The 22,198-nt window shown below is 46.8% G+C and carries 22 protein-coding genes, 1 tRNA gene and 1 pseudogene; 20 read left to right on the top strand and 4 right to left on the bottom strand.

All coding sequences use genetic code 11. From position 1 onward, the window contains the following. Positions 1-3: 3 nt before the first annotated feature. The 3 genes from R3289_RS20235 to cmoA form a co-directional block, all read right to left on the bottom strand. A complete protein-coding gene (locus R3289_RS20235; protein WP_318927712.1) occupies positions 4-771 on the bottom strand; it encodes an ATP-dependent zinc protease in 768 nt (255 codons plus the stop codon). 90 nt (positions 772-861) lie between these two features. Further along, positions 862-1,836 (bottom strand): tRNA 5-methoxyuridine(34)/uridine 5-oxyacetic acid(34) synthase CmoB, encoded by a 975-nt coding sequence (cmoB, locus tag R3289_RS20230; protein ID WP_318927711.1) that lies wholly within the window; start codon positions 1,834-1,836, stop codon positions 862-864. Between the two features lie 16 nt (positions 1,837-1,852). Next, a complete protein-coding gene (gene cmoA / locus R3289_RS20225; RefSeq protein WP_318927710.1) occupies positions 1,853-2,581 on the bottom strand; it encodes a carboxy-S-adenosyl-L-methionine synthase CmoA in 729 nt (242 codons plus the stop codon). A 331-nt stretch (positions 2,582-2,912) separates the two neighbouring features. Here cmoA and aspS point away from each other — a divergent pair, with 331 nt between their 5' ends. The 18 genes from aspS to nadA all read left to right on the top strand — a co-directional run bounded on the left by aspS (position 2,913) and on the right by nadA (position 20,555). After that, a complete protein-coding gene (gene aspS, locus R3289_RS20220) occupies positions 2,913-4,721 on the top strand; it encodes an aspartate--tRNA ligase (RefSeq protein WP_318927709.1) in 1,809 nt (602 codons plus the stop codon). 113 nt (positions 4,722-4,834) lie between these two features. Continuing rightward, a complete protein-coding gene (locus R3289_RS20215) occupies positions 4,835-5,578 on the top strand; it encodes a YebC/PmpR family DNA-binding transcriptional regulator (RefSeq protein WP_318927708.1) in 744 nt (247 codons plus the stop codon). 4 nt (positions 5,579-5,582) lie between these two features. After that, positions 5,583-6,104 carry a crossover junction endodeoxyribonuclease RuvC gene (ruvC, locus tag R3289_RS20210; RefSeq protein WP_318927707.1) on the top strand — a complete coding sequence of 174 codons (522 nt, stop codon included), beginning with the start codon at positions 5,583-5,585 and terminating at the stop codon, positions 6,102-6,104. A 178-nt stretch (positions 6,105-6,282) separates the two neighbouring features. Beyond that, a complete protein-coding gene (locus tag R3289_RS20205; RefSeq protein ID WP_318927720.1) occupies positions 6,283-7,746 on the top strand; it encodes a methyl-accepting chemotaxis protein in 1,464 nt (487 codons plus the stop codon). 120 nt (positions 7,747-7,866) lie between these two features. Continuing rightward, on the top strand, positions 7,867-8,487 hold the full coding sequence (gene ruvA, locus R3289_RS20200; RefSeq protein WP_318927719.1) for a Holliday junction branch migration protein RuvA: 621 nt from the start codon (positions 7,867-7,869) through the stop codon (positions 8,485-8,487). 22 nt (positions 8,488-8,509) lie between these two features. Next, positions 8,510-9,523, top strand: a complete 1,014-nt coding sequence (gene ruvB / locus R3289_RS20195; protein ID WP_318927706.1) for a Holliday junction branch migration DNA helicase RuvB — start codon at positions 8,510-8,512, stop codon at positions 9,521-9,523. Positions 9,524-10,564: 1,041 nt separating this feature from the next. Then, a complete protein-coding gene (cydA, locus tag R3289_RS20190; RefSeq protein ID WP_318927705.1) occupies positions 10,565-12,151 on the top strand; it encodes a cytochrome ubiquinol oxidase subunit I in 1,587 nt (528 codons plus the stop codon). Positions 12,152-12,167: 16 nt separating this feature from the next. Further along, the gene (gene cydB, locus R3289_RS20185; RefSeq protein ID WP_318927704.1) at positions 12,168-13,304 is read left to right on the top strand and encodes a cytochrome d ubiquinol oxidase subunit II; all 1,137 of its coding nucleotides are present in this window, start codon (positions 12,168-12,170) and stop codon (positions 13,302-13,304) included. Positions 13,305-13,315: 11 nt separating this feature from the next. Continuing rightward, positions 13,316-13,423: a cytochrome bd-I oxidase subunit CydX gene (gene cydX / locus R3289_RS20180; protein WP_006233074.1), complete on the top strand. Its 108-nt coding sequence runs from the start codon at positions 13,316-13,318 to the stop codon at positions 13,421-13,423. Beyond that, entirely contained in the window at positions 13,416-13,718 is a 303-nt protein-coding gene (gene ybgE / locus R3289_RS20175; RefSeq protein WP_318927703.1) for a cyd operon protein YbgE, read from the top strand. Before cydX ends, ybgE begins: the two co-directional genes overlap by 8 nt. Before the next feature lie 293 nt (positions 13,719-14,011). After that, a complete protein-coding gene (ybgC, locus tag R3289_RS20170; protein ID WP_318927702.1) occupies positions 14,012-14,419 on the top strand; it encodes a tol-pal system-associated acyl-CoA thioesterase in 408 nt (135 codons plus the stop codon). Beyond that, entirely contained in the window at positions 14,416-15,102 is a 687-nt protein-coding gene (tolQ, locus tag R3289_RS20165; protein ID WP_318927701.1) for a protein TolQ, read from the top strand. Before ybgC ends, tolQ begins: the two co-directional genes overlap by 4 nt. A gap of 6 nt (positions 15,103-15,108) precedes the next feature. Next, positions 15,109-15,552, top strand: coding sequence for a protein TolR (gene tolR / locus R3289_RS20160; protein ID WP_318927700.1), 444 nt, complete (start codon positions 15,109-15,111; stop codon positions 15,550-15,552). A gap of 12 nt (positions 15,553-15,564) precedes the next feature. Next, complete coding sequence (gene tolA / locus R3289_RS20155) at positions 15,565-16,620, top strand: cell envelope integrity protein TolA (protein WP_318927699.1); 1,056 nt, start codon at positions 15,565-15,567, stop codon at positions 16,618-16,620. A gap of 11 nt (positions 16,621-16,631) precedes the next feature. Then, on the top strand, positions 16,632-17,981 hold the full coding sequence (tolB, locus tag R3289_RS20150) for a Tol-Pal system beta propeller repeat protein TolB (RefSeq protein WP_318927698.1): 1,350 nt from the start codon (positions 16,632-16,634) through the stop codon (positions 17,979-17,981). 37 nt (positions 17,982-18,018) lie between these two features. Continuing rightward, positions 18,019-18,552, top strand: coding sequence for a peptidoglycan-associated lipoprotein Pal (pal, locus tag R3289_RS20145; RefSeq protein ID WP_318927697.1), 534 nt, complete (start codon positions 18,019-18,021; stop codon positions 18,550-18,552). A gap of 15 nt (positions 18,553-18,567) precedes the next feature. Then, positions 18,568-19,320 (top strand): tol-pal system protein YbgF, encoded by a 753-nt coding sequence (ybgF, locus tag R3289_RS20140; RefSeq protein WP_318927696.1) that lies wholly within the window; start codon positions 18,568-18,570, stop codon positions 19,318-19,320. A gap of 173 nt (positions 19,321-19,493) precedes the next feature. Next, positions 19,494-20,555 carry a quinolinate synthase NadA gene (nadA, locus tag R3289_RS20135; protein WP_318927695.1) on the top strand — a complete coding sequence of 354 codons (1,062 nt, stop codon included), beginning with the start codon at positions 19,494-19,496 and terminating at the stop codon, positions 20,553-20,555. 78 nt (positions 20,556-20,633) lie between these two features. Here nadA and R3289_RS20130 read toward each other — a convergent pair whose 3' ends face one another. Beyond that, positions 20,634-21,221, bottom strand: a complete 588-nt coding sequence (locus tag R3289_RS20130) for a UPF0149 family protein (RefSeq protein WP_318927694.1) — start codon at positions 21,219-21,221, stop codon at positions 20,634-20,636. A gap of 284 nt (positions 21,222-21,505) precedes the next feature. Between R3289_RS20130 and R3289_RS20125 the strand changes: the two genes are divergently transcribed. Both R3289_RS20125 and R3289_RS20120 read left to right on the top strand, forming a co-directional pair. Continuing rightward, positions 21,506-21,593, top strand: a tRNA-Ser gene (locus R3289_RS20125). A gap of 193 nt (positions 21,594-21,786) precedes the next feature. Beyond that, positions 21,787-22,198: pseudogene (locus R3289_RS20120) on the top strand (transposase); the annotation flags it as partial.

The following is a 22,198-nucleotide window of genomic DNA, read 5'->3' as shown; positions in this document are numbered from 1 at the left end:
TATCTATTGAATATTCGGCTTGTGAACACTCTGTCCCTGAACATATTGTTTGCCAACATCAACAAGTGCAATGTCTTTAAAAAACTCGCGGCCTAGTAGCACCGGATAAACCATCTGGCTACGATCAGCCAAGGTAAACTGCGTTTTCTCATGCAATGGCCCCAGGTTCACCCATGCTTCAATAACTGGACGTCGACTGGCGTTTTCAGACGTCGACTGGCGGATCTTCACCCAACGTAAAACCGGTGCTTCAACGATCTCCGGCTTGGGCTCATAGACCTCAGAGTTATGGTTCAGATTAAAACGAACCCATTCTTTACCGTCGCGCTCGAAAATTTGGATATCGAGGGCATTCAGTGATGATGTGGTTGCGCCAGAATCAATTCGGGCTTTAAAGCGTGATTGTACTGAGTCTAGCCAAACCCATTCTTCTTCGCCCAGAATAGCTTTACCATGTGCCACCTTGGGATCAGCGACAGGTTTAATGACAGAGGGCGGGATGATATTTGTCTCAACCATGACCTGAGATCTGGTATCGGCACTCGTTTTTTCTCTATTCAAATCTTCTGCAATTGATGATAGCTCTTTTTCAAGATTAGCAATGTATTCATTCTGTTCATTTATTTGTTCTGACATTGCGGTAAGTTGACCGTTAACGTTAGTTTCCATTGCCGTAATGGCATGCAACGTTTTTTCTTGGTCATGCGACGGCGCAAGGGTGCAGCCGGAAAGTATTGCGAAAGTAAGTAACGGTATACTGCGGCGAAGCATGGTGTCTCCCAGAGATACTTCTTATTTTTCTATAGACAGCGATAGTTTAGCGTATAAAAAGGGATGCGAATAGCATCCCTTTGTCAGTGCTTAGTCAGGATTCCTAGCGATCAGGATAGCGCGTTTTGGCGCCGGGTAGCCTTCAATCGTTTTAGTGGGATCTTCCGGGTTCAAGTATTCAGGCAATGAATTGTTTGTCATCCAGTCTGTCGAGCGTTGCTCATCGGTGGTGGTGACACATTCATCAACGATACGAACGTCAACGAAGCCGCACTTCTCCATCCAGACTTTGAGTGCTTTGGCTGAGGGGAAGAAATAGACGTTATGCATTTGGGCGTAACGATGTGTCGGGATCAGAACGTCATTTTCGTCGCCATCAATAACCAGGGTTTCCAACACCACTTCACCATCTTTGCGCAGCTGGTTCTTCAGTTGGATGATATGGTCGAGTGGGGAGCGGCGGTGATACAGTACACCCATGCTGAAAACGGTATCAAAGGCTTTCAGTTCAGGGAGTTGCTCAATACCTAAAGGCAATAAAAAGGCGCGGTTGTCATTGCCCATTAAACGGCGAATCGCTTCAAACTGAATTAAGAACAGGTTGGATGGGTCAATACCAACGGCCAGTTTGGCACCTTCACCCAGCATGCGCCACATGTGATAACCGTTACCACAGCCCACATCCAGCACAGAACGACCTGTTAACGGAGAGATGTGCGGTAACAGGCGATCCCATTTCCAGTCAGAACGCCACTCAGTATCAATATGAATGCCATGGATCTGATAGGGGCCTTTACGCCATGGGTGCAACAGACGTAGCAGGCTTTCCAGACGTTTTTGCTCTCCCGATGCAATAGCGTCTTCATTTTTTACGCTGACAGCATCTTTGAGATCAACAAGATCCGGTTTGTAGGTCGGAAATTTGTTCAATGCCCGGATCCAACGTCCCATATCGCCATGTTCGGCCTCTTCCCAGTCACTTAGTTGCTTTGGCAAAGTATTTAGCCAAGGGCGTAATTGGTCGTGCTGGGCAATCAGCTGATAAAATTCAGAAAAACTAAACATATTGGAACGAAATACCTTATTTAATGGCAAACATAGAGCCGAAGTTGAAACACTGAAACCAGACTTCACTGCTGCTGAAGCCAATATTGGTAAAGCGCGTTTTATGGGTTTCAATATTGTCAGGACGCATGACATTTTCAATGGCACTGCGTTTCTGGCTTATTTCAAGTTCGCTATAACCGTTGGCGCGTTTAAAGTCGTGATGCAAGTCGATCAGCAGCTCGTGCGCACGCTCATCGTCAAAAATATATTTTTCGGAAAGGATCAGGATCCCTCCCGGTCGCAGCCCGGCGTAGATTTTTTCCAGCAGACGCTGTCGGTCTTCCGGTACCAGGAACTGCAGGGTAAAGTTCAGAACAACAACGGAAGCATCGGTGATCTCGATATCACGGATATCGGCTTCTACCACCTGTACGGGGGTGTCTGAACGGTAGGCGTCAATGTGAAGGCGACAACGCTCAACCATGGCGGCTGAATTATCAACGGCGATGATTTCACAGCCTTCTTGATTGATATGACGGCGCATCGACAAGGTTGCGGCACCTAACGAACAACCCAGATCGTAAATCTTCGAATGGGGTTTGGCGAAGCGTTCCGCTAACATGCCAATAGCGGAAATGATATTGCTGTAACCGGGTACAGAGCGTTGAATCATATCCGGAAAAACTTCAGCGACTTTTGCATCGAATGTAAAATCGCCCAGCTTTTCGATTGGTGCCGCAAAAATATTATCGTGGCCTGCCATTCTCACGAACCTCTTAACTAAAAAAACAGGGTTCCCTGAGTTTAACGAAGGTGATCCCTGAAAGGTCGCGTATTGTAGAGAAAATGCGATCATTTGTCTTTAGCGAAATGGTTCTTGGTCTTTTTCATTGAATTATGGCTGTGATTTTTCCTTCATTGGATTTTTTGCTTTATAATGTTTCGTCATTTTTACGTCTCGGCCCCACTTAACATCTTAAATTGGATGAATATTGAACGGTTTGTGGCCGGGAATGAATCAGCCTGTGCAAGGTAAGTAATTCGCTTGCTGAAATCGCTCACAGGAAAGTTAGTAAATAGATCGGGAATTTCATATGCGCACCCAATATTGTGGTCACCTGAACAAGTCCCTAGCAGGACAAACAGTAGAATTATGCGGCTGGGTTAATCGTCGCCGTGACTTAGGCGGTCTGATCTTCGTCGATATGCGAGATCGTGAAGGTATTGTTCAGGTAGTCGTCGATCCGGATATGAAAGATGTATTCGAAGTGGCTAACCAACTGCGCAACGAATTTTGTATTCACCTGACGGGTGAAGTACGTATTCGCCCAGAGAGCCAGGTAAACAAAGGCATGGCGACCGGTGAAGTTGAAATACTGGCAACAGGCCTGGAAATTATCAACCGCTCTGACGTGCTACCGCTAGACTTCAATCAGACAAATACTGAAGAACAGCGCCTTAAATTCCGTTATTTAGATTTGCGTCGTCCTGAAATGAGCGACCGCATCAAGCTGCGTGCGAAAGCATCAAGCTTTGTTCGTCGCTTCCTTGATGACAACGCATTCTTAGACATCGAAACACCGGTTCTGACCAAAGCGACACCGGAAGGTGCCCGAGATTATTTAGTACCGAGCCGTGTCCATAAAGGTAGCTTCTATGCGTTGCCACAATCTCCTCAGCTCTTTAAACAGCTGTTGATGATGTCTGGTTTCGATCGCTACTACCAGATCGTTAAATGTTTCCGTGATGAAGATTTGCGTGCTGACCGTCAGCCGGAATTTACTCAGATCGATATTGAAACCTCTTTCATGAGCGCAGAGCAAGTGCGTGAAGTGACTGAGCGTATGATCACCGAAATGTGGAAAGAGTTACTGGGTGTTGATCTGGGTACTTTCCCAACGATGTCGTATGAAGAAGCAATGCGACGTTTCGGTTCGGATAAGCCGGATCTACGTAACCCGCTAGAGCTGGTGGACGTTGCAGATCTGCTAAAAGATGTCGACTTCAAAGTGTTTGCCGGCCCGGCTAACGATCCGAAAGGCCGAGTGGCGGTGATCCGTGTACCTGGTGGTGCATCACTATCTCGCAAACAAATTGATGAGTACACCCGATTTGCAACTATCTACGGCGCGAAGGGCCTGGCTTGGGCGAAGGTCAATGATCGCGAAGCGGGTCTGGCCGGCATTCAGTCTCCGGTAGCGAAATTCCTGAACGAGGAAGTTGTTGCCGCCATTCTGGAACGTACCAATGCAGAAACGGGTGATATCATCTTGTTCGGTGCCGATAAAAAGCGCATTGTTACGGAATCAATGGGCGCACTGCGCTTGAAGCTGGGTGAAGACCTTGACCTGTCAGATAAGAGTGCGTGGGCTCCACTATGGGTTGTTGACTTCCCGATGTTCGAAGACGATGACGAGGGTAACCTGCATGCCATGCACCACCCGTTCACTTCTCCTTTGGGTGTCACTGCTGAAGAATTAGCCGTTAATCCTGAGAGTGTTAACTCGGATGCATATGATATGGTCATCAACGGTTACGAAGTGGGCGGTGGTTCAGTACGTATCCACAATGCAGAGATGCAAGCGGCCGTGTTTGATCTGCTGGGTATTAACGCTGAAGAGCAGCAGTCGAAGTTTGGTTTCTTACTGGAAGCATTGAAGTACGGTACGCCACCACACGCGGGTCTGGCTTTCGGTCTTGACCGTCTAGTCATGCTGCTATGTGGTACTGATAACATTCGTGATGTTATTGCATTCCCTAAAACAACAGCAGCTTCTTGCCTGTTAACGAATGCGCCAAGTCTTGCGAACCCGGCATCACTCGAAGAGTTGTCTATTGCCGTTGCTATTGCAAAAAAAGATACCGCGAAAGAAAACAATGTTACAGAAAAGAATGCTGAATAAAGACCAAGTACTTTAGTTAAGCGCAGTGTTCTTTTTGGCCAGTGGTTTCACTGGCCATTTTTTCATCCTCGTGAAATGTTAAGCCTACAAGCTAATTCTAATTCGGAGTATTCATGGCTGGTCATAGTAAATTTGCCAACATCAAACACCGTAAAGCTGCACAAGATTCTAAACGTGGCAAAATCTTCACAAAACTAATCCGTGAAATCGTAGTGGCAACCAAAGAAGGTGGCCCGGAAGCTGAAAATAATCCACGTTTACGTGCGGCTGTTGATAAAGCACTATCAAACAATATGACACGTGACACCATCAACCGCGCGGTTAAGCGTGGTGCCGGCGGTGAAGGTGAAGATGACCTGGAAACGGTTATCTATGAAGGCTACGGCCCGGCAGGTACTGCGGTAATGGTTGAATGTATGACGGATAACCGTAACCGTACGGTTTCAGGGGTACGTCACGCATTCAGTAAATCGGGTGGTAATCTGGGGACCGATGGAAGCGTTAACTACCTGTTCGATAAGAAAGGTGTGATTTCGTATGCTCCGGGTATCGATGAAGATGCAATCATGGAAGCGGCGCTGGAAGGCGGTGCTGATGATGTTGAAACAAACGATGATGGTTCAATCGACGTTTACACCACCCCGTCAGACTTCGGTACGGTAAAAGATGCGTTGGATGCGGCAGGTTTTGAAGCGGTAAATGCAGAGGTGACGCTGGTTCCTTCGACAAAAGCCGAACTGGATATCACGACAGCGCCTAAGTTGTTGCGTCTGATCGATGCCCTTGAAGATCTGGATGATGTTCAGGAAGTTTATCACAACGGTGATATTACCGATGAAGTGGCAGAGCAGCTATAACTGAATGACAGTCATCTTAGGAATTGATCCCGGTTCTCGAATCACCGGTTATGGTGTGATCCGCCAAGTCGGGCGACACCTCGAATACCTTGGCAGCGGGTGTATCCGTACCTCGGCTGAAGATATTCCCGGTCGGTTAAAGCAAATTTATGCAGGCGTCTCTGAAGTTATCACCCAATTCCAACCTGATGCATTTGCGATTGAAGAAGTTTTTATGGGTAAAAACGCCAGTTCAGCCCTCAAACTTGGCCAAGCCCGCGGCAGTGCTATTGTTGCTGCCGTGAATGGTGATCTTCCGGTCAGTGAATATGCCGCCCGCTTGATTAAACAAGCCGTGGTTGGTACGGGTGGGGCCGATAAAGCACAGGTACAGCATATGGTATGCTCAGTATTGAAATTACCGGGAAAGCCCCAAGCCGATGCTGCTGATGCCTTAGCGGTCGCAATTTGTCATGCCCATACTCATAAGACGCTTATTGCTATGGCGGGCCATGCCAGCAGTGCTCGTCGGGGGCGTTACAGATAAGGTCATGAAGATCATCATTATAATGTGTATTGATGAAATGGTTTTTACAATATGCTAACCCGATCATAAAAGCAGCCCCTGGCTGCTTTTTGTTTTATAGAAATATCACTAACTAGCATATATTGGTCGGAGGTCATATAAGTTGACTGACGTGATTGGTATTAAGAGATAGAAAATGATGACCCCATTAGCATTCTGGCGAAAATTATTTTTGCCTTCTTCTGAGTCATGGCAGGGAGAGCAAGCCCGTCATGTTGATACATTATTATTTTTCACTTTGCTGTCATTTTTTGTCGGCTTGTATAGTCTGATCAAATGGTATCAGCATGATCATTCACTGTTCGTGCTGACGTCATTAATCCTGATTGGTTGTGAAGTGCTTGCCGGGGTAGTGTTACGTATTTTTCGGACCCCGGGTTTAGCCCTTAATATTGGCTTCCTGGGTATGGTCACTCATGCTCTGAATATCGTTTATCAAACGGGCGGTATTGTTACTTCTACTCAGGCTTTTTGGATTCCATTGCTGATTATTGCTTTTTTTCTTACCGCAAAACCGTTGCTGGCGACGATTTGGAGCTCATTGGTGATTGCGGCCGCAGCCTGGATGGTGAACGCATTTCTAGCTGGTCAGGTTTTCCCTGATTTAGTCTTGTCAGATTCAGCGTTGGTTGTAGAAACCTGGTCGGGAATGATTATGCCTCTGGTGGTTATCGGCGTTGCACAGGCTTACACGATGAAACAGCGTCACTCGGCGATTGTTGCTTCAGAGCTGGCGCAACAGCAAAGCCAGATAACCGCAGAGAAGGCACAGCAAGGCGAGCAGCAGTTATCCGTCGTGCTACATCAGGCCAGCGGTAATGCTTGCCAGCTATCAGAGGTCGCTAACCAGCTTGAACAGCAATCGGGTGAATTGCACCAGCAAGTGAATCATTTAAATGTTAACTGTGACTCTCAGGCCAGTGCTGCAGAGCAGATGAACCAGCAGTTGATTCAGATGACGTCAGATATTGATGAGTCAGATCGCTTTGTCACTGAACTGAAAAGCCGTAGTCAGATGATTGGTCAGCAAGCACAGAAGAGTTCCGAGTCGTTAGATGCGTCGACCAACGCCATCGCACGTATTCTGAGCAGTAATAACGAAATTGTGTTAGTGGCAGACTTAATCACTTCGGTTGCAGAACAAACCAATCTACTGGCGTTAAACGCCGCCATTGAAGCGGCCAGAGCAGGCGAACAGGGTAGAGGATTTGCCGTTGTCGCCGATCAGGTACGCGAGCTGTCGGCAAAAAGTAATGATTCGGCGGTTGAAATTCGTGCGTTGCTAGAGAAAAGCAGTAAAGAAGTGGATCACGGCCAGAAAGTTATTCAGGCAACGGCGCAAGAACTGACGGGAATTATTGAGCAAGTCGGCAGTATCTCGACGGATGTGAATCAGCTGGCAGATATCATGAGCCATCAGGTTCATGCACTGAAAGAGCTGAATGCGGCAAGTACCGAAGTGGCTAATGGCGTGGTGGAAACCAATCAGGTATCAGAGTCAGTTGCGGCCCAGGGGGCACAACTAGCACTGCAAGTAGAAGCCCTTAAAGCATTAGCCGATGGGCTGAATGCGGTGGTATCTGTTCAGATCGCGGCTAAGTGAGCATCAGCTTACACTGTCTAACTCCCCTCCTTTCCTAAATACGACAGAGATAAAGTGCTGGATATCCATCCAGCACTTTACTATCCTAGAGCCCATTTCAATTCAGACAGAGATTTTGCCGTGATTGGCCGACTACGTGGAACGATTTTAGAAAAACAACCGCCTGAAGTAACCATCGAGGTCGGCGGTATCGGCTATGAAGTTCAAATGCCGATGATTTGTTTTTATGAACTGCCGGAAGTGGGCCAGGAAGCCATTCTCTGTACTCACTTTATTGTCCGGGAAGATGCTCAGCTGTTGTATGGCTTTAATAAAAAGAGCGAGCGAGAGCTGTTTCGCGAAGTGATTAAAGCCAATGGTGTCGGACCTAAACTGGGCCTGGCCATCTTGTCTGCAATGACTGCCAGTCAGTTTGTGCTGAGTGTCGAGAATGAAGACATAAGTACCTTAGTCAAAATCCCTGGCGTCGGAAAGAAAACCGCCGAGCGTCTGGTGGTTGAAATGAAGGATCGCCTGAAAGGGTGGGGAGAAGGGGATCTCTTTACACCGGCTTCGGATGCTGCGGCATCGAAGGCATCTGTTGAGGGTCCTGCTTCTGTTCGCGCCGAAGATGAAGCCGTCAGTGCATTGGTTGCACTGGGTTATAAACCACAACAAGCGTCAAAAGTGGTATCACAAGTAGTGAAACCTGACATGAGTAGCGAAAACATCATCCGCGAAGCACTGCGTTCAATGGTGTAAGGCGAAACAGGCATAGTTCATTATGATTGAAGCAGATCGATTAATATCAAATACATTCGAAAGCCGTGACGATGAGGTTATTGATCGCGCGATTCGTCCTAAGTTACTTGATGATTATCAGGGGCAGGATCATGTACGTAGCCAGATGGAAATCTTCATCAAAGCAGCCCAGCTCCGTGAAGAAGCACTCGATCATTTATTGATTTTTGGTCCTCCAGGCCTTGGTAAAACAACGTTGGCGAATATTGTAGCCAACGAAATGGGGGTGAGTATTCGTACCACTTCGGGTCCGGTGTTAGAAAAAGCCGGTGATTTAGCGGCATTGCTGACGAACCTTGAACCTAATGATGTGTTATTTATTGATGAGATCCATCGTCTCAGCCCTCAGGTAGAAGAGATATTGTATCCGGCCATGGAAGACTATCAGCTGGATATCATGATTGGTGAAGGGCCGGCTGCGCGATCTATCAAGATTGACTTACCGCCTTTTACATTAATTGGTGCAACCACGCGGGCCGGTTCGCTGACGTCACCGCTGCGCGATCGTTTTGGTATTACACAGCGTCTTGAATATTACAAAGTCGAAGATTTAAAAGACATTGTGAAGCGAAGTGCAAATTGTCTGGGGCTCTCAATGCAAGAAGAGGGGGCGATGGAAATGGCTAAGCGTGCCCGTGGCACGCCACGTATCGCTAACCGTTTACTGCGCCGAGTGCGTGATTATGCCGAAGTCAAAGGCAATGGCCATATCTGTCCGGATACCGCGGCGAAAGCATTAGATATGTTGGACGTCGATAGCAGTGGCTTTGATTATATGGACCGTAAGTTGTTACTGGCCATCATTGATAAATTTATGGGTGGGCCGGTAGGGCTGGATAACCTGGCTGCGGCAATCGGCGAAGAGAAAGATACTATCGAAGATGTGCTTGAGCCGTACTTGATCCAGCAGGGCTACCTGCAGCGCACCCCGAGGGGACGGATTGCTACCCACCGTGCGTATTTACACTTTGGTTTAGATATACCCGAAGCGCGCTAATACCGCTCAGCGATGTTGATGGCTGTGCAGGTAACCTAAATGTAAAAAAAACGAAGCCAGCTGGCCTCGTTTTTTTATTTGTGCCGGTTATTTCTTGCTAAGGTGCCACTTATCGTCGCTGTTGTTTACAAAATAATGACAAATCAGGCGATGGATAAGCGAAACATCAGCGTTATTTTCCAAATAATCCTCGTTTAAATTGGTTCGAATCTCACAAATAGACGTACTTTTTAGCAGGCACGTTTGCACAACTCAACCGTTCCGGTTGCTACAGAGTGAAGATTTTTTCGAAAATACCGGCAATAACGACGTCCTCAATCTCTTCAGGCCATGCGGGGGAAACCGTTTACAACCTGCCTAAAAATACACTGCTGCTGTCTGGGCTGAACAATCGGCTTCTGATGCTGATGGCAGGTATTTCCCTGACGGAGTAATGCGATGTTTTCGCATCATTGCATTACAAAAAGTAATTAGACTTACTTTCATTTTTTCAATAAGTCTATGTTTTAAAGTGTTTATTTTTATTATTGTTGCGGTTTTTATGAGTGGTTATGATTTTATCATTATTTAAATAGTGGTTAATGACAAAGGTGTGAAGAATAAAAACAGAGCGGTATGACAGTTTATCAGGTGATTTTTTTTGGGGAAAATAACGGTCATTTTCCGAATTATAAATCCGCTTAAGCTGTTTTTTGAAATTTGATTTATATCAACCAAAATGACACTGATTAAAATATGAACAGGGTTTATTGATCTCCATCAAAGCAAATTGTGCGATAAATCCTTTGCTGTGGGCGGCTAATATAAGTAATATTAGCAATGACTTTATTAGCTGTAGCTTAACAATAAATCAACTAATTTGGCACAGAACTGCAACACCGGATGGGGCCTTGATTTATCAGGTGACCATCAGGGAGTTGGCCCAAATTGCAGTTTTGCATCAATTAAAGTGATATAGGCTACGTTTTTTTTGCTAAGCCCAATAATCGGTACACTGTGTCGTACTGTCGTCAGTCAGCCTGACGAAAAAAGGAGTTCTCAATGTTCACTGATATCGTCGAACTATCGCGGTTACAGTTCGCATTAACTGCGATGTATCACTTTTTGTTCGTACCACTGACTCTGGGGATGGCGTTCCTGCTTGCCATCATGGAATCAGTCTATGTAATGACTGGAAAGCAAATCTACAAGGACATGACCAAGTTCTGGGGTAAACTTTTTGGTATTAACTTTGCGTTGGGTGTAAGTACTGGCCTGACCATGGAGTTCCAGTTTGGTACAAACTGGGCATACTACTCCCACTATGTTGGCGACATCTTTGGTGCTCCGCTGGCAATCGAAGCCTTAATGGCGTTCTTCCTCGAATCTACTCTAGTCGGTCTTTTCTTCTTTGGCTGGGACCGTCTGTCTAAGCGCCAACACCTTGCCGTAACATGGCTGGTGGCAATTGCTTCTAACTTCTCCGCACTGTGGATCCTGGTTGCTAACGGCTGGATGCAAAACCCAGTGGGTGCCGAATTTAACTTTGAAACCATGCGTATGGAAATGGTGAGCTTTGCTGAGGTTATTCTGAATCCGGTTGCTCAGGTGAAATTCGTCCATACGGTTGCATCGGGTTACGTTACGGGGGCAATGTTCGTTCTTGGTATCAGCTCTTACTACCTGCTTAAAGGCCGGGATATTCCTTTTGCCCGTCGTTCATTTGCGATTGCCGCCTCTTTTGGTATGGCCTCGATTGTATCGGTTATTATTCTGGGTGATGAATCCGGCTATGAGCTGGGTGATGTACAGAAAAGCAAGCTGGCTGCGATTGAAGCTGAATGGCACACCGAAGAAGCACCAGCGGCTTTCACCCTGTTTGGCCTGCCTAATCAGGAAACCATGGAAACAGATTATGCGATTAAGATCCCTTATCTGATGGGTATTATTGCGACGCGCTCTATTGATACCGAAGTTACAGGGTTGCGCGATCTGAAAGCAGAGCATGAAGTACGTATCCGTAATGGTATGGTTGCTTACGGTTTGTTAGATAAACTGCGAAATGGCGAACGCTCACCGGAAAATATTGCAGCATTTGATGATGTGAAACACGATCTTGGTTATGGCTTCCTGCTTAAGCCGTATGCCGATAACGTGGTTGATGCAACCGAAGAAGATATCGCTAAAGCCGCAGATGACTCTATCCCGACAGTGTGGCCGCTGTTCTGGAGCTTCCGGATTATGGTTGCTTCCGGTTTCCTGATGCTCGGTATTATTGGTGCTGCGTTCATTCAGACCTGTCGTCATAAGATCACGCAGAAGAAGTGGATTCTACGCGCTGCGCTGTATGGTCTTCCATTACCATGGATCGCTGTTGAAGCGGGTTGGTTCGTTGCTGAGTATGGTCGCCAGCCATGGGCTGTCGGTGAGATCCTGCCAGTGTCAATGGCGGTATCTAATTTAGAACCATCAGCGATTATCACAACAATCGTTGCGATGATAGCGCTATACACTGTCTTCCTGATTGCTGAAATGTACCTGATGATTAAGTTCACTCGTCTTGGTCCAAGCAGCCTGAAAACAGGTCGTTATCACTTTGAACAAAATGATGCTCCGCAGAATGTGGTATCGCGTCAGGTTGAAGCGTAGTTAGGGAGAGTAAGCAATGTTTGAATATGAAGTATTGCGATTCATCTGGTGGGTGCTAATTGGTGTGCTTTGCATCGGTTTTGCTGTGACAGATGGTTTTGATATGGGCGTTGGTATTCTAACTAACGTGATCGGTAAAACCGATACAGAACGCCGGGTTATGATTAACTCGATTGCTCCACACTGGGACGGTAACCAGGTTTGGTTAATCACCGCCGGTGGGGCACTGTTTGCCGCATGGCCTTTGGTGTATGCGACGGCATTCTCTGGTTTCTACTTTGCAATGGTACTGACGCTGGCGGCACTTTGGTTACGCCCGCTAGGTTTTGATTACCGTTCGAAGATTGAATCACCAAAATGGCGCAATACATGGGATAAAGCGATCTTTGTGGGCAGCTTTGTACCGCCAGTGATCTTTGGTGTGGCTTTCGGTAACTTGCTTCAGGGTGTTCCTTTTGAGCTAAGTGATCTGTTGATCCCGACTTACAAAGGGTCTTTCTTGGGGCTGTTGAATCCGTTTGCACTGCTTTGCGGCATTGTCAGCCTAATGATGATTGTCACTCAGGGGGCAACATACTTGCAGATGAAAACGACCGACGAGCTACATGTTCGAGCGCGCAACGTTGCACCAATCACTGCGCTGGCGACGGCAGTCTGTTTTGCGATCGCCGGTTTTTGGGCACAGAGCATTGAAGGTTTCGTTATTACTTCTGAGATCATCACTGATGGGCCGTCGAACCCATTAGCAAAAGAAGTTATGCGTGAATCTGGTGCATTATTTGCAAACTTTGATGCGTATCCGCTGCTATGGCTTGCACCATTAATTGCTGTGGTTATGCCATTGCTAACCGTGGTGGCGTCTCGCGCTAATCGTGCTGGCTTTGCGTTCCTGACATCCAGCCTGACCATGGCGGGTATTATCCTGACGTTTGGTTTTGCACTATTCCCGTTTGTTGTGCCATCAAGCCTGGTTCCGAGTCATAGCCTGACTATGTGGGATTCAACGTCAAGTGAGCTTACGCTGAACATTATGACAGGCGTAGCGTTTGTTATGGTACCTATCATCCTTAGTTACACCATATGGTGTTACTACAAAATGTTTGGCCGTCTTGATAACAAGTTTATCGAAGAAAACAAGAGTTCACTTTACTAAGGAGACAGACTATGTGGTATTTCGCTTGGATTTTAGGTGTTCTGCTAGCCTGCTCGTTCGGTATCATCAATGCCCTATGGCTTGAAACAACCGAAGATATGGATAACAAGGGTGAGTAACCTGAGCCTCTGGGTAAAGAGACTGCATCAACCACTGGATAATGCGCTGCTACGCGCATTGTCTTTGCTGTTGGCATTAATGTCGGCAGGCCTGGTGATGTGGGATCCTTCGGATTTTGCTCTGGCGATAGGCGGTTTTGGCCCGATTATATCAATAGCATTGATTTGGGCGACCTGCGCAGCACTGATTTTCGGGGTGGGCTTTATTCCACGCCGCTGGTACTGGCAGATCATTTTTACGCCATACCTCGCAGTGCCGGTACTCATTTACATCTTACAGTTGCGCGTGTTTTAAACATTGTCACAACTCGTTACAGATTAAACAGCCTATTGCGTTTTGCAGTAGGCTGTTTTTTTATTCATAATCGCCAAGTGTAATGGGGATGGAGGTAAGATTGATGTGAATTTGAACTTGAGAATTGACATTATGTTACCTGATAGAGGTCAAGTTATTTTCTCTTAATTTCATAAAGCTCATTAAGTTAGGTATAGTAAGCGACTTAAATCGTAGTCAGTAAAAACAGCGTAGTAAATACCGCTAGTCCATGGATTCAGCTATTTACTCAATGGCATTATTGTGGAATGAAAATGACAGAAAAAAACGTATTTAAATGGCCCGTAACCATTTACTACGAAGATACCGATTTGGGAGGGCTGGTATACCACTCCAATTACCTCAAGTTTTTCGAACGTGCCCGCACTGAATTATTACGCAGTATTGGCGTTAGCCAGCAAAGCATGTTTGATGACAATACCAGCTTTGTTGTACGTCATATGGACATTGATTTTCTCAGAGGTGCACGATTAGATGAAAAACTTGTCATACGTACTAAAGCTGACACCGTGCGCAAAGCTTCCATCGAATTTTGTCAGGATTTAGTTAACAATGATGGTCAAATCTTGTGTAAAGCTACGGTTAGGGTAGCCTGTATCAATCCTGTGACAATGAAACCTATCGCTATTCCAGAAAATATTAAGTCGGAGATATCTAAGTGAATGCTGAACTTTCGATTCTAGATCTTTTCTTGCAGGCCAGCCTGCTGGTTAAGATCGTTATGCTGATACTACTTGGTATGTCAGTGGCTTCCTGGGCGATGATTATCAAACGGTCCCAGATACTGTCTCATGCTGCCAACAAGGCTGAGCGTTTTGAGGATCGTTTCTGGTCGGGCGTTGATCTCTCACAGCTTTATCAGGAAGTTCAGGCGCGTAAAGACAACCTGATGGGAACTGAACAGATTTTTTACTCGGGTTTCAAAGAGTTTGCCCGTCTGCACCGCAGCAATGGCAAGGTACCGGAAGCCGTGATGGAAGGTACGGGCCGGGCAATGCGCGTTTCATTGTCTCGTGAAGTCGATGAGCTGGAAACCAGCCTTCCTTTCCTTGCTACCGTCGGTTCAATCAGCCCCTATATAGGCCTGTTTGGTACTGTCTGGGGGATCATGCACGCCTTTATCGCCTTAGGTGCGGTGAAGCAAGCCACATTGGCCATGGTCGCGCCGGGTATTGCCGAAGCGCTTGTGGCGACTGCGATGGGTCTGTTTGCCGCGATCCCGGCGGTTATGTTTTATAACAAGCTTACCAATCAGGTTTCTAAGCTGGAACACACCTACGCAACCTTTATGGAAGAATTTTCAAGTATTCTTCACCGTCAGGCATTTGCCGCCGGTCAGGAGTAATAAACCATGAATTATCAGCCTAAGAAGCGAAAAATGACGGCTGAAATCAATGTCGTTCCTTACATTGATGTAATGCTGGTACTGTTGATCATCTTTATGGTCACCGCGCCTTTTGTCACTCAGGGGGTGGATGTCGAACTCCCGTCAACACAGACAGCCAAAACAGCCGCTGAACTGGCTGAAAACAGTGATGGTGCCCCTATTATTGTTGAGGTTGATCAAGATGGCAATCTGGGGTTGAGTGTCGATAATGGCGAGATGATCCGCGGTTTGGCACAAAGAGATCTATTGACCCGAGTTAAGGCCGAGTTGCAAATAAATCCTAAGTCGGCAGTGATGGTGGGGGGAGATGGGCGAGTGTCATATTCCTTTATTATTGAAACACTCGATGCCCTGAATCAGGCCGGGGTTGGATCTGTTGGCTTGATGACCGAACCCTTAGAGCAATAGGCAGGCGGCTGGATGAAAAAGAATAATTACAGTGTGGCCGTCATCATTTCGTTATGTCTACATGCGTTACTGTTCGCTGCGCTGTTATGGGGAACGGATTTCACTATGGATAAACCGAAAATACACGGCAATACAATTAAAGCCGTGGTTGTCGATCCTGCGCTGGTGAACCAGCAGGCCCAGAAGATCCGACAACAACGTAATGCCGCAAAGCAAGCAGAACAAGATCGGCTAAAACGGCTTGAGCAGCAAGCGGACTCACTAGAGAAGCAGCGTAAAGCAGAAGAGCAACGTCTGCGGGAACTGAAAGCCGATAAGCTGCAAGCGGAAAAAGAAACCCGTAAAGCGGAAGCCGATCGCAAGCGTGTTGCTGCGGTCAAAGAGCAAGAGAAAAAGCAAGCGGCAGAAGAGAAACGTAAGGCGGACGAAGCGACACGTGTTGCCAAGCAGCAGGCAGCAAAAGCTGATGCTGAGCGCAAAGCAAAACAAGAAGCGACACGTAAGGCGGAAGAAGAAACCCGTAAAGCCGAATTAGCGCGCCAGGAAAAGGTAAAAGAGCAGCGCAAGGCAGAAGAAGCTGCACGTAAAGCAGAAGAAGATCGCAAGGCGAAAGTTGCAGCAAAGAAAAAAGCGGAAGAAGAAACCCGTAAAGCTGAAGCTGCAGCGAAGGAAGCTCAGCGAAAGGCCGCCGAAGCGAAAGAGTTACAGCGCCAGCAAGAAGCCGCGCTGAACGACATGTTTTCTGGCTTAGAAGCGGAAACCGAGCAACGTGGCGGGGCGCGAGGCCAGTTTGTAACTGATGAAGCTGACCGTTATGGCATCATCTACACTCAGATGATCCAGCAAAATTTGCTGGTAGACCAGGGCTTTTTGGGTAAAGAGTGCATTTTGACTATGCGCTTGTCTGCTAATGGTTTATTACTTGATGCATCGGAAGCGGGCGGAGATAAAAGTTTGTGCCGAGCCGCGAAAGCGGCGGTGGTGAAAGTGAGCCAGTTCCCGATGCCTGATGATCCTCTGGTTATCGAGAAACTTCGCAGTATCAGACTGACTGTAAGCCCACAATGATTAAGGAGCTGTTGATGAAACGTTGGATTATGGGCTTGTGTATTGCTCTTTTGAGTTTTAGCCAAATCGCACAAGCTGAACTTGAACTGGTCATTACCGAAGGCATTGACTCAGCCCGCCCGATAGGCGTGGTGCCGTTTCAATGGGAAGGGGAAGGCAAACTGCCCACCGATATCTCATCGGTCATTGCTTCAGATTTACGTCGAAGCGGTAAATTCAGTCCGATTGCGACCAGTAAAATGCCGCAAACGCCATACAGCGAAGAGCAAGTTGACTACACAGCCTGGATATCACTGGGCGTGGATGCTTTAGTGACGGGCAAGATCAGCCTGAATGCGGATGGTAATTATGTCATTCATTATCAATTGGTTGATCTGGTTCGCGGCCAGTTAACCAGTGGTGACAGCCGTGGTTTGAGCAATGGCGAACTGGTTCTGACCAAAGATCACCTGCTAGTAAATAACCGTGCCACCGTGAAGGAAAGCCGTCTTCGTCAATATGCCCACCGTATTTCCGATGTGGTATACGAGAAATTAACCAGCGAACGCGGGGCCTTTTTAACCCGCATTGCTTACGTTGTTATTGACGATAAGGCGAAGTACCCGTATCAGCTGCGTGTTGCCGACTATGATGGCTTTAATGAGCGACTGGTACTGAAATCGCAACAGCCCTTGATGTCACCGGCCTGGTCACCTGATGGCAGTAAATTAGCTTACGTCAGTTTCGAGAACAAACAAGCACAGATTTTTATTATGGATATCTATAAAGGTACCCGTGAAATGATCACCTCTTTCCCGCGTCATAATGGTGCCCCGCGTTTCTCACCGGATGGAAAGAAACTGGCGATGGTGTTATCGAAAAGTGGCAGCCTGCAGATTTACGTAAAAGATCTGGCCACAAAAAAACTGACTCAGGTTACCCGTGGCCGGGCAAATAATACCGAAGCTTTCTGGAACCCAGATAGTCAGTCTTTGATCTTTACTTCAGACAGAGGTGGTAAACCTCAGATATATCGAGTAAATTTAGCTGATGGTCTGACTAAGCGCCTGACTTGGCAGGGAAGTCAAAACCTTGGGGGTCAATTGACGCCCGATGGTCGATATCTGGTGATGGTGCACAGATCAGATTCTGGGTACAACATTGCCAAACAAGACTTGAAAACCGGTGCTCTTCAAATTTTAACAAAAACATTTTTGGATGAGTCGCCAAGCATAGCTCCTAATGGCGGCATGGTTATCTACAGCTCAGTAAATAATAAATCTAATGAGTTGTCGTTAGTGTCGATTGATGGCCGTTTTAAAGCACGATTACCTGCGACGAACGGGCGTGTACGAGCTCCCTCCTGGGGGCCGTTCCAATAACACTCACCGTAAATAGTGATAAGAAAGGAAAAATAAAATGCAACTGAATAAAATTTTAAAGGGACTGGCAATTGCGCTGCCAATGATGACTCTTGCAGCATGTAGCTCAACTGAAAGCACTGATAGTTCAGCTGCTTCCGAAACATCTACAACAGGTACAAGTGCAGAGCAAACTGTAGTGACAACACCGGTTGACGGTGGTTCAGCTGCACTGTCTGAGCAAGAACTACGTAGCCAGGAGCTTCGTCAAGAGCAAACTGTTTACTTTAAGTTTGATAATGCCGAAATTCAGGCTGATTTCCAGGTAATGCTAGAAGCTCACGCAGAATACCTGAGCGGCAACCCAGAGATGAAAGTTATCGTTGAAGGTCATGCCGATGAGCGTGGTACGCCAGAGTACAACATTGCACTGGGTGAACGCCGTGCAACCGCTGTTGCAAAATACCTGCAAGCACTGGGTGTATCTGCTAGCCAAATCTCAATCGTTAGCTATGGTGAAGAAAAGCCTCTAGTTCTTGGCCATACTGACGTTGACTATGCGAAGAACCGTCGTGCGGTTCTTGTTTACTAATCACAGGTAAACATTATGAACAGTAACATTATGCGAAATATTGCATTAGCGTTGCTGGTTGGTGCGGCGACCCAGGTGGTCGCCGCACCTGCTCCGGTTACTGAACTCAACAGTAATGGTGCTCAAGGCAGCAGTCTTGAGCGCTTGGAGCGGATGCTTGAATCCCGTAATCAGGTACAGCTTGATATGCAGCGCCAGCTGGATCAGATTGCATCTGAAATGGATGAGCTCCGTGGTTTGGTTGAACGCAATAGCTATGATTTAAGTCAGATGCTTGAACGTCAGCGCGAACTATACCGCGAAGTTGATACATTAAGTCGACAGCCTCAGAAAAAAGAGGCTGAAGATATGGGGGCTAAATCAGCATCTTCAGAAACTTATACCAGCAACGTGAGTGAAAACGAAGCGTATGAAAAAGCCGTAAATCTTATTCTGAAAGAAAAGGATTATGTCGGTGCTGTGACAGCTTTCAATGAATTTTTAACCGCTTATCCTGAGTCTGCTTATAAGCCGAATGCACATTATTGGTTGGGTCAGCTGTACTTTACCCAGAATCAGTTATCGGAAGCGAGTGAGAACTTTATCGCGGTTGCCAGTGTTAAAGACTCTAATAAACGCGCCGATGCGATGCTGAAATTGGGTGTGATTGCCGAACGCAGCAAAAAGCCCGGAGAGGCGAAGAAATACTATCAAGATGTTATTTCTGCGTATCCGGATTCAACCAGTTCGCGTCAGGCTGAAAGTCACCTGAAGAAGCTTGGTAATTGATCGCCGGAATTAATGGTTAAAGGCCAGCGCCCTCGCTGGTCTTTTTGTATGCCTGTCGACAAAGGTTAGGATAGAGCCATAAACGCAAAGCTTTGCATCAAAGGTGATAAAACACGCTTTAGCAGTGTATAATATCCGGATTAGTAAGGACCAGCTGATAGAGCAAGTGAGCCATGAGCCTAACATTCGATCCCTCTGAAATGATTTATCCGTTTCCACCTAAGCCAGTGCAACTGTCAGATGCAGATAAGCTGGAATACAAAGCGAAAATCAAAAGCCTGCTGAAGCAAAAAAATGCAGTTTTGGTTGCCCACTACTATACCGATCCTGAAATTCAGGCCCTGGCAGAAGAAACCGGCGGTTTTGTTGGCGATTCTCTGGAGATGGCCCGTTTTGGTAATCAACATCCGGCGAAAACGTTGATTATATGCGGTGTTCGCTTTATGGGGGAATCAGCAAAAATTCTGACGCCTGAAAAACAGGTACTGATGCCGACTCTGGAAGCCGAATGCTCGCTTGATTTAGGTTGCCCGGCAGATAAATTTACCGAGTTTTGTGATGCCCACCCCGATCATACCGTTGTGGTGTATGCCAATACGTCAGCCGCAGTAAAAGCACGTGCTGACTGGGTGGTAACATCCAGTATCGCACTTGAAATTGTCGAGCACCTTGATAGTGAAGGTAAGAAAATCATCTGGGGGCCAGATCGCCATTTAGGGGCTTACATCCAAAAGCAAACTGGTGCCGAGATGCTGCTGTGGCAGGGCGAGTGTGTGGTGCACGACGAGTTTTCAGCGAAAGCTTTACGTGATATGAAAGCCCTGTATCCTGACGCTGCCGTTCTTGTTCACCCGGAATCACCCGCAAGCGTTGTTGCTTTGGCTGACGCCGTTGGCTCTACCAGCCAGTTGATTAAAGCGGCTAAAGAGCTACCCAATAAGCAGTTAATCGTTGCGACTGATAAAGGCATCTTCTTTAAGATGCAACAAATGGTACCGGGAAAAGAGTTAATGGAAGCACCAACGGCGGGTGCCGGGGCAACATGCCGTAGTTGTGCCCACTGCCCGTGGATGGCAATGAACGGCCTGAAAGCCATTGAGCTGGGACTGCGAGAAGGTGGCGAGAAACACGAGGTCTTTGTTGATGAGTCGCTGCGCGAGAAGTCATTGATCCCGTTAAACCGCATGCTTGATTTTGCAGCTGAATTGCAATTGAAGGTGAAAGGTAACGCTTAAGCGTACTTTCCGGATCTTTTTTGAAGTGGCGGCCATTTGAGCCGCCATTTTTATGTACTATAGCCGGTCAATACTCTATTAGTGCAACTTTACTAAAGCCTGTGCACGCAGAGTCAGACCACATATCATCGTAGGGACTGAGTTGAAGATTTCTTCAAACTGAGCAAGCCCATCAGCACCTTCTTCAGCCAGAACCATCATGGCATTTTCCGGATCATACAGTAGGCTGATAGACAACAGTACGCCGCCTAGCAGTGCATTATCTTCACTGTCTTCAGGCATAATGGTTTCCCAGTCATCACGGGTTAGTTGCCAGCCTTGCAACATGCCTTCTGCAAAATCACGGGTATCTTCAGACACCAGCTCTTTGTCATCGAGTGAGCACGTTTCTGGCCACTGCCAGCTACCTGAAAGTAGTGCTTCACGGCTTTCATTCCAAATATTAATGATCGCGTTAGCATAAGCTTCAAGATCTTCATGGCTGGTAAACGGCGATATTTCATCCCCGCCCCATAGAAAAGCAAGCCACTCCGATGGGTCAAGAAGGTGAGGGGCTGCTGCCATTGCGGTAACAAAGCCTCGGGTTTGCGCTTCAGATAATAGCTGGTCTGCAAGGTCCGGGTCTTGAAGTAACACTGTCAGTTGTGAAGAAGGTTGTGAGGACATACTAAATCTCAATTCGTTTATTCGTGCCACTATTCATTTCTTTGCGTGCAACCGAGACCACACTGATTTGAATCGCCACAGAATAATGCTGGTGAATAATTTTTGATATTGTAACAGCCCGGTTAAACCTGAGCAGTAGTCGTCTGCCGTTATTTGTTGAATGCGGTGTAATTTGCTGAATAAAAGCACAAATAATGCTGATTTGATTGAATTTAGTTGACCAGACCGTCCCTGATCACTATAGTACGCTGCGTTGTGACGCACAGCGTTCAACAACAATTTGTGGTGAGGTGTCCGAGTGGCTGAAGGAGCACGCCTGGAAAGTGTGTATACGGCAACGTATCGAGGGTTCGAATCCCTCCCTCACCGCCATATTCTTGAATCAAGACGTCCTAGGACGTCTTTTTTCTTATCTAAAACTTATTAAAATCAGCAAGTTACGATTCCGTAACGTTCCATAAAGTCCCACAAAAGCGTTTGTTTTTCGTAATACCTAAAGTAATGATCTGAACCAGCAGTTTTAGACACCGAGTTAAGCGAGTAAAATCACTTAACGAGGTAAACAATGACAAAAACTAAAACACGTATCAAGCACACCGAAGAGTTTAAGGAACAGGCGCTTAAGCTTGCGGAAAGAACATCGGTTCCAGAGGCAGCACGGCAACTCAATCTACATGCTTCCCAAATATACGGCTGGCGTAAGAACGGAAAGAAGGACTCCGCCAGTGAACGCGAGGCTGATCTTGCAGCCGAAAACGCTCGTCTAAAGCGCCTCCTCGCCGAGCAAGCGGAGGAGCTTGAAATAGTAAAAAAAGCCGCCACCTACTTCGCGAAACATCTAAAATAGCGAGCTTCGAGTTCATGCAAGTGCACCTTGAGCAGTTCTCCGTAATGAGAATGGCCAAGGTTCTTGCTGTATCGCGTAGTGGGTTTTACTACTGGCTAAAGCATCGTCATGAAATTAGTCAAAGGGATAG

It is taken from the genome of Photobacterium sp. (assembly GCF_033720175.1).
Classification (GTDB): Bacteria; Pseudomonadota; Gammaproteobacteria; order Enterobacterales; family Vibrionaceae; genus Photobacterium.
This window is presented reverse-complemented; position numbering and strand designations above follow the sequence as displayed.

Excerpts from the sequence above, each read along its gene's own strand:
- aspS (WP_318927709.1), top strand. The coding sequence starts at position 2,913 with ATGCGCACCCAATATTGTGGTCACCTGAACAAGTCCCTAGCAGGACAA.
- ruvC (WP_318927707.1), top strand. The coding sequence starts at position 5,583 with ATGACAGTCATCTTAGGAATTGATCCCGGTTCTCGAATCACCGGTTAT.
- ybgF (WP_318927696.1), top strand. The coding sequence starts at position 18,568 with ATGAACAGTAACATTATGCGAAATATTGCATTAGCGTTGCTGGTTGGT.
- R3289_RS20205 (WP_318927720.1), top strand. The coding sequence starts at position 6,283 with ATGACCCCATTAGCATTCTGGCGAAAATTATTTTTGCCTTCTTCTGAG.
- nadA (WP_318927695.1), top strand. The coding sequence starts at position 19,494 with ATGAGCCTAACATTCGATCCCTCTGAAATGATTTATCCGTTTCCACCT.
- tolA (WP_318927699.1), top strand. The coding sequence starts at position 15,565 with ATGAAAAAGAATAATTACAGTGTGGCCGTCATCATTTCGTTATGTCTA.
- R3289_RS20235 (WP_318927712.1), bottom strand. The coding sequence starts at position 771 with ATGCTTCGCCGCAGTATACCGTTACTTACTTTCGCAATACTTTCCGGC.
- cydB (WP_318927704.1), top strand. The coding sequence starts at position 12,168 with ATGTTTGAATATGAAGTATTGCGATTCATCTGGTGGGTGCTAATTGGT.
- pal (WP_318927697.1), top strand. The coding sequence starts at position 18,019 with ATGCAACTGAATAAAATTTTAAAGGGACTGGCAATTGCGCTGCCAATG.
- ruvB (WP_318927706.1), top strand. The coding sequence starts at position 8,510 with ATGATTGAAGCAGATCGATTAATATCAAATACATTCGAAAGCCGTGAC.
- cmoA (WP_318927710.1), bottom strand. The coding sequence starts at position 2,581 with ATGGCAGGCCACGATAATATTTTTGCGGCACCAATCGAAAAGCTGGGC.
- cydA (WP_318927705.1), top strand. The coding sequence starts at position 10,565 with ATGTTCACTGATATCGTCGAACTATCGCGGTTACAGTTCGCATTAACT.
- cmoB (WP_318927711.1), bottom strand. The coding sequence starts at position 1,836 with ATGTTTAGTTTTTCTGAATTTTATCAGCTGATTGCCCAGCACGACCAA.
- ybgC (WP_318927702.1), top strand. The coding sequence starts at position 14,012 with ATGACAGAAAAAAACGTATTTAAATGGCCCGTAACCATTTACTACGAA.
- R3289_RS20130 (WP_318927694.1), bottom strand. The coding sequence starts at position 21,221 with ATGTCCTCACAACCTTCTTCACAACTGACAGTGTTACTTCAAGACCCG.
- tolR (WP_318927700.1), top strand. The coding sequence starts at position 15,109 with ATGAATTATCAGCCTAAGAAGCGAAAAATGACGGCTGAAATCAATGTC.
- cydX (WP_006233074.1), top strand. The coding sequence starts at position 13,316 with ATGTGGTATTTCGCTTGGATTTTAGGTGTTCTGCTAGCCTGCTCGTTC.
- R3289_RS20215 (WP_318927708.1), top strand. The coding sequence starts at position 4,835 with ATGGCTGGTCATAGTAAATTTGCCAACATCAAACACCGTAAAGCTGCA.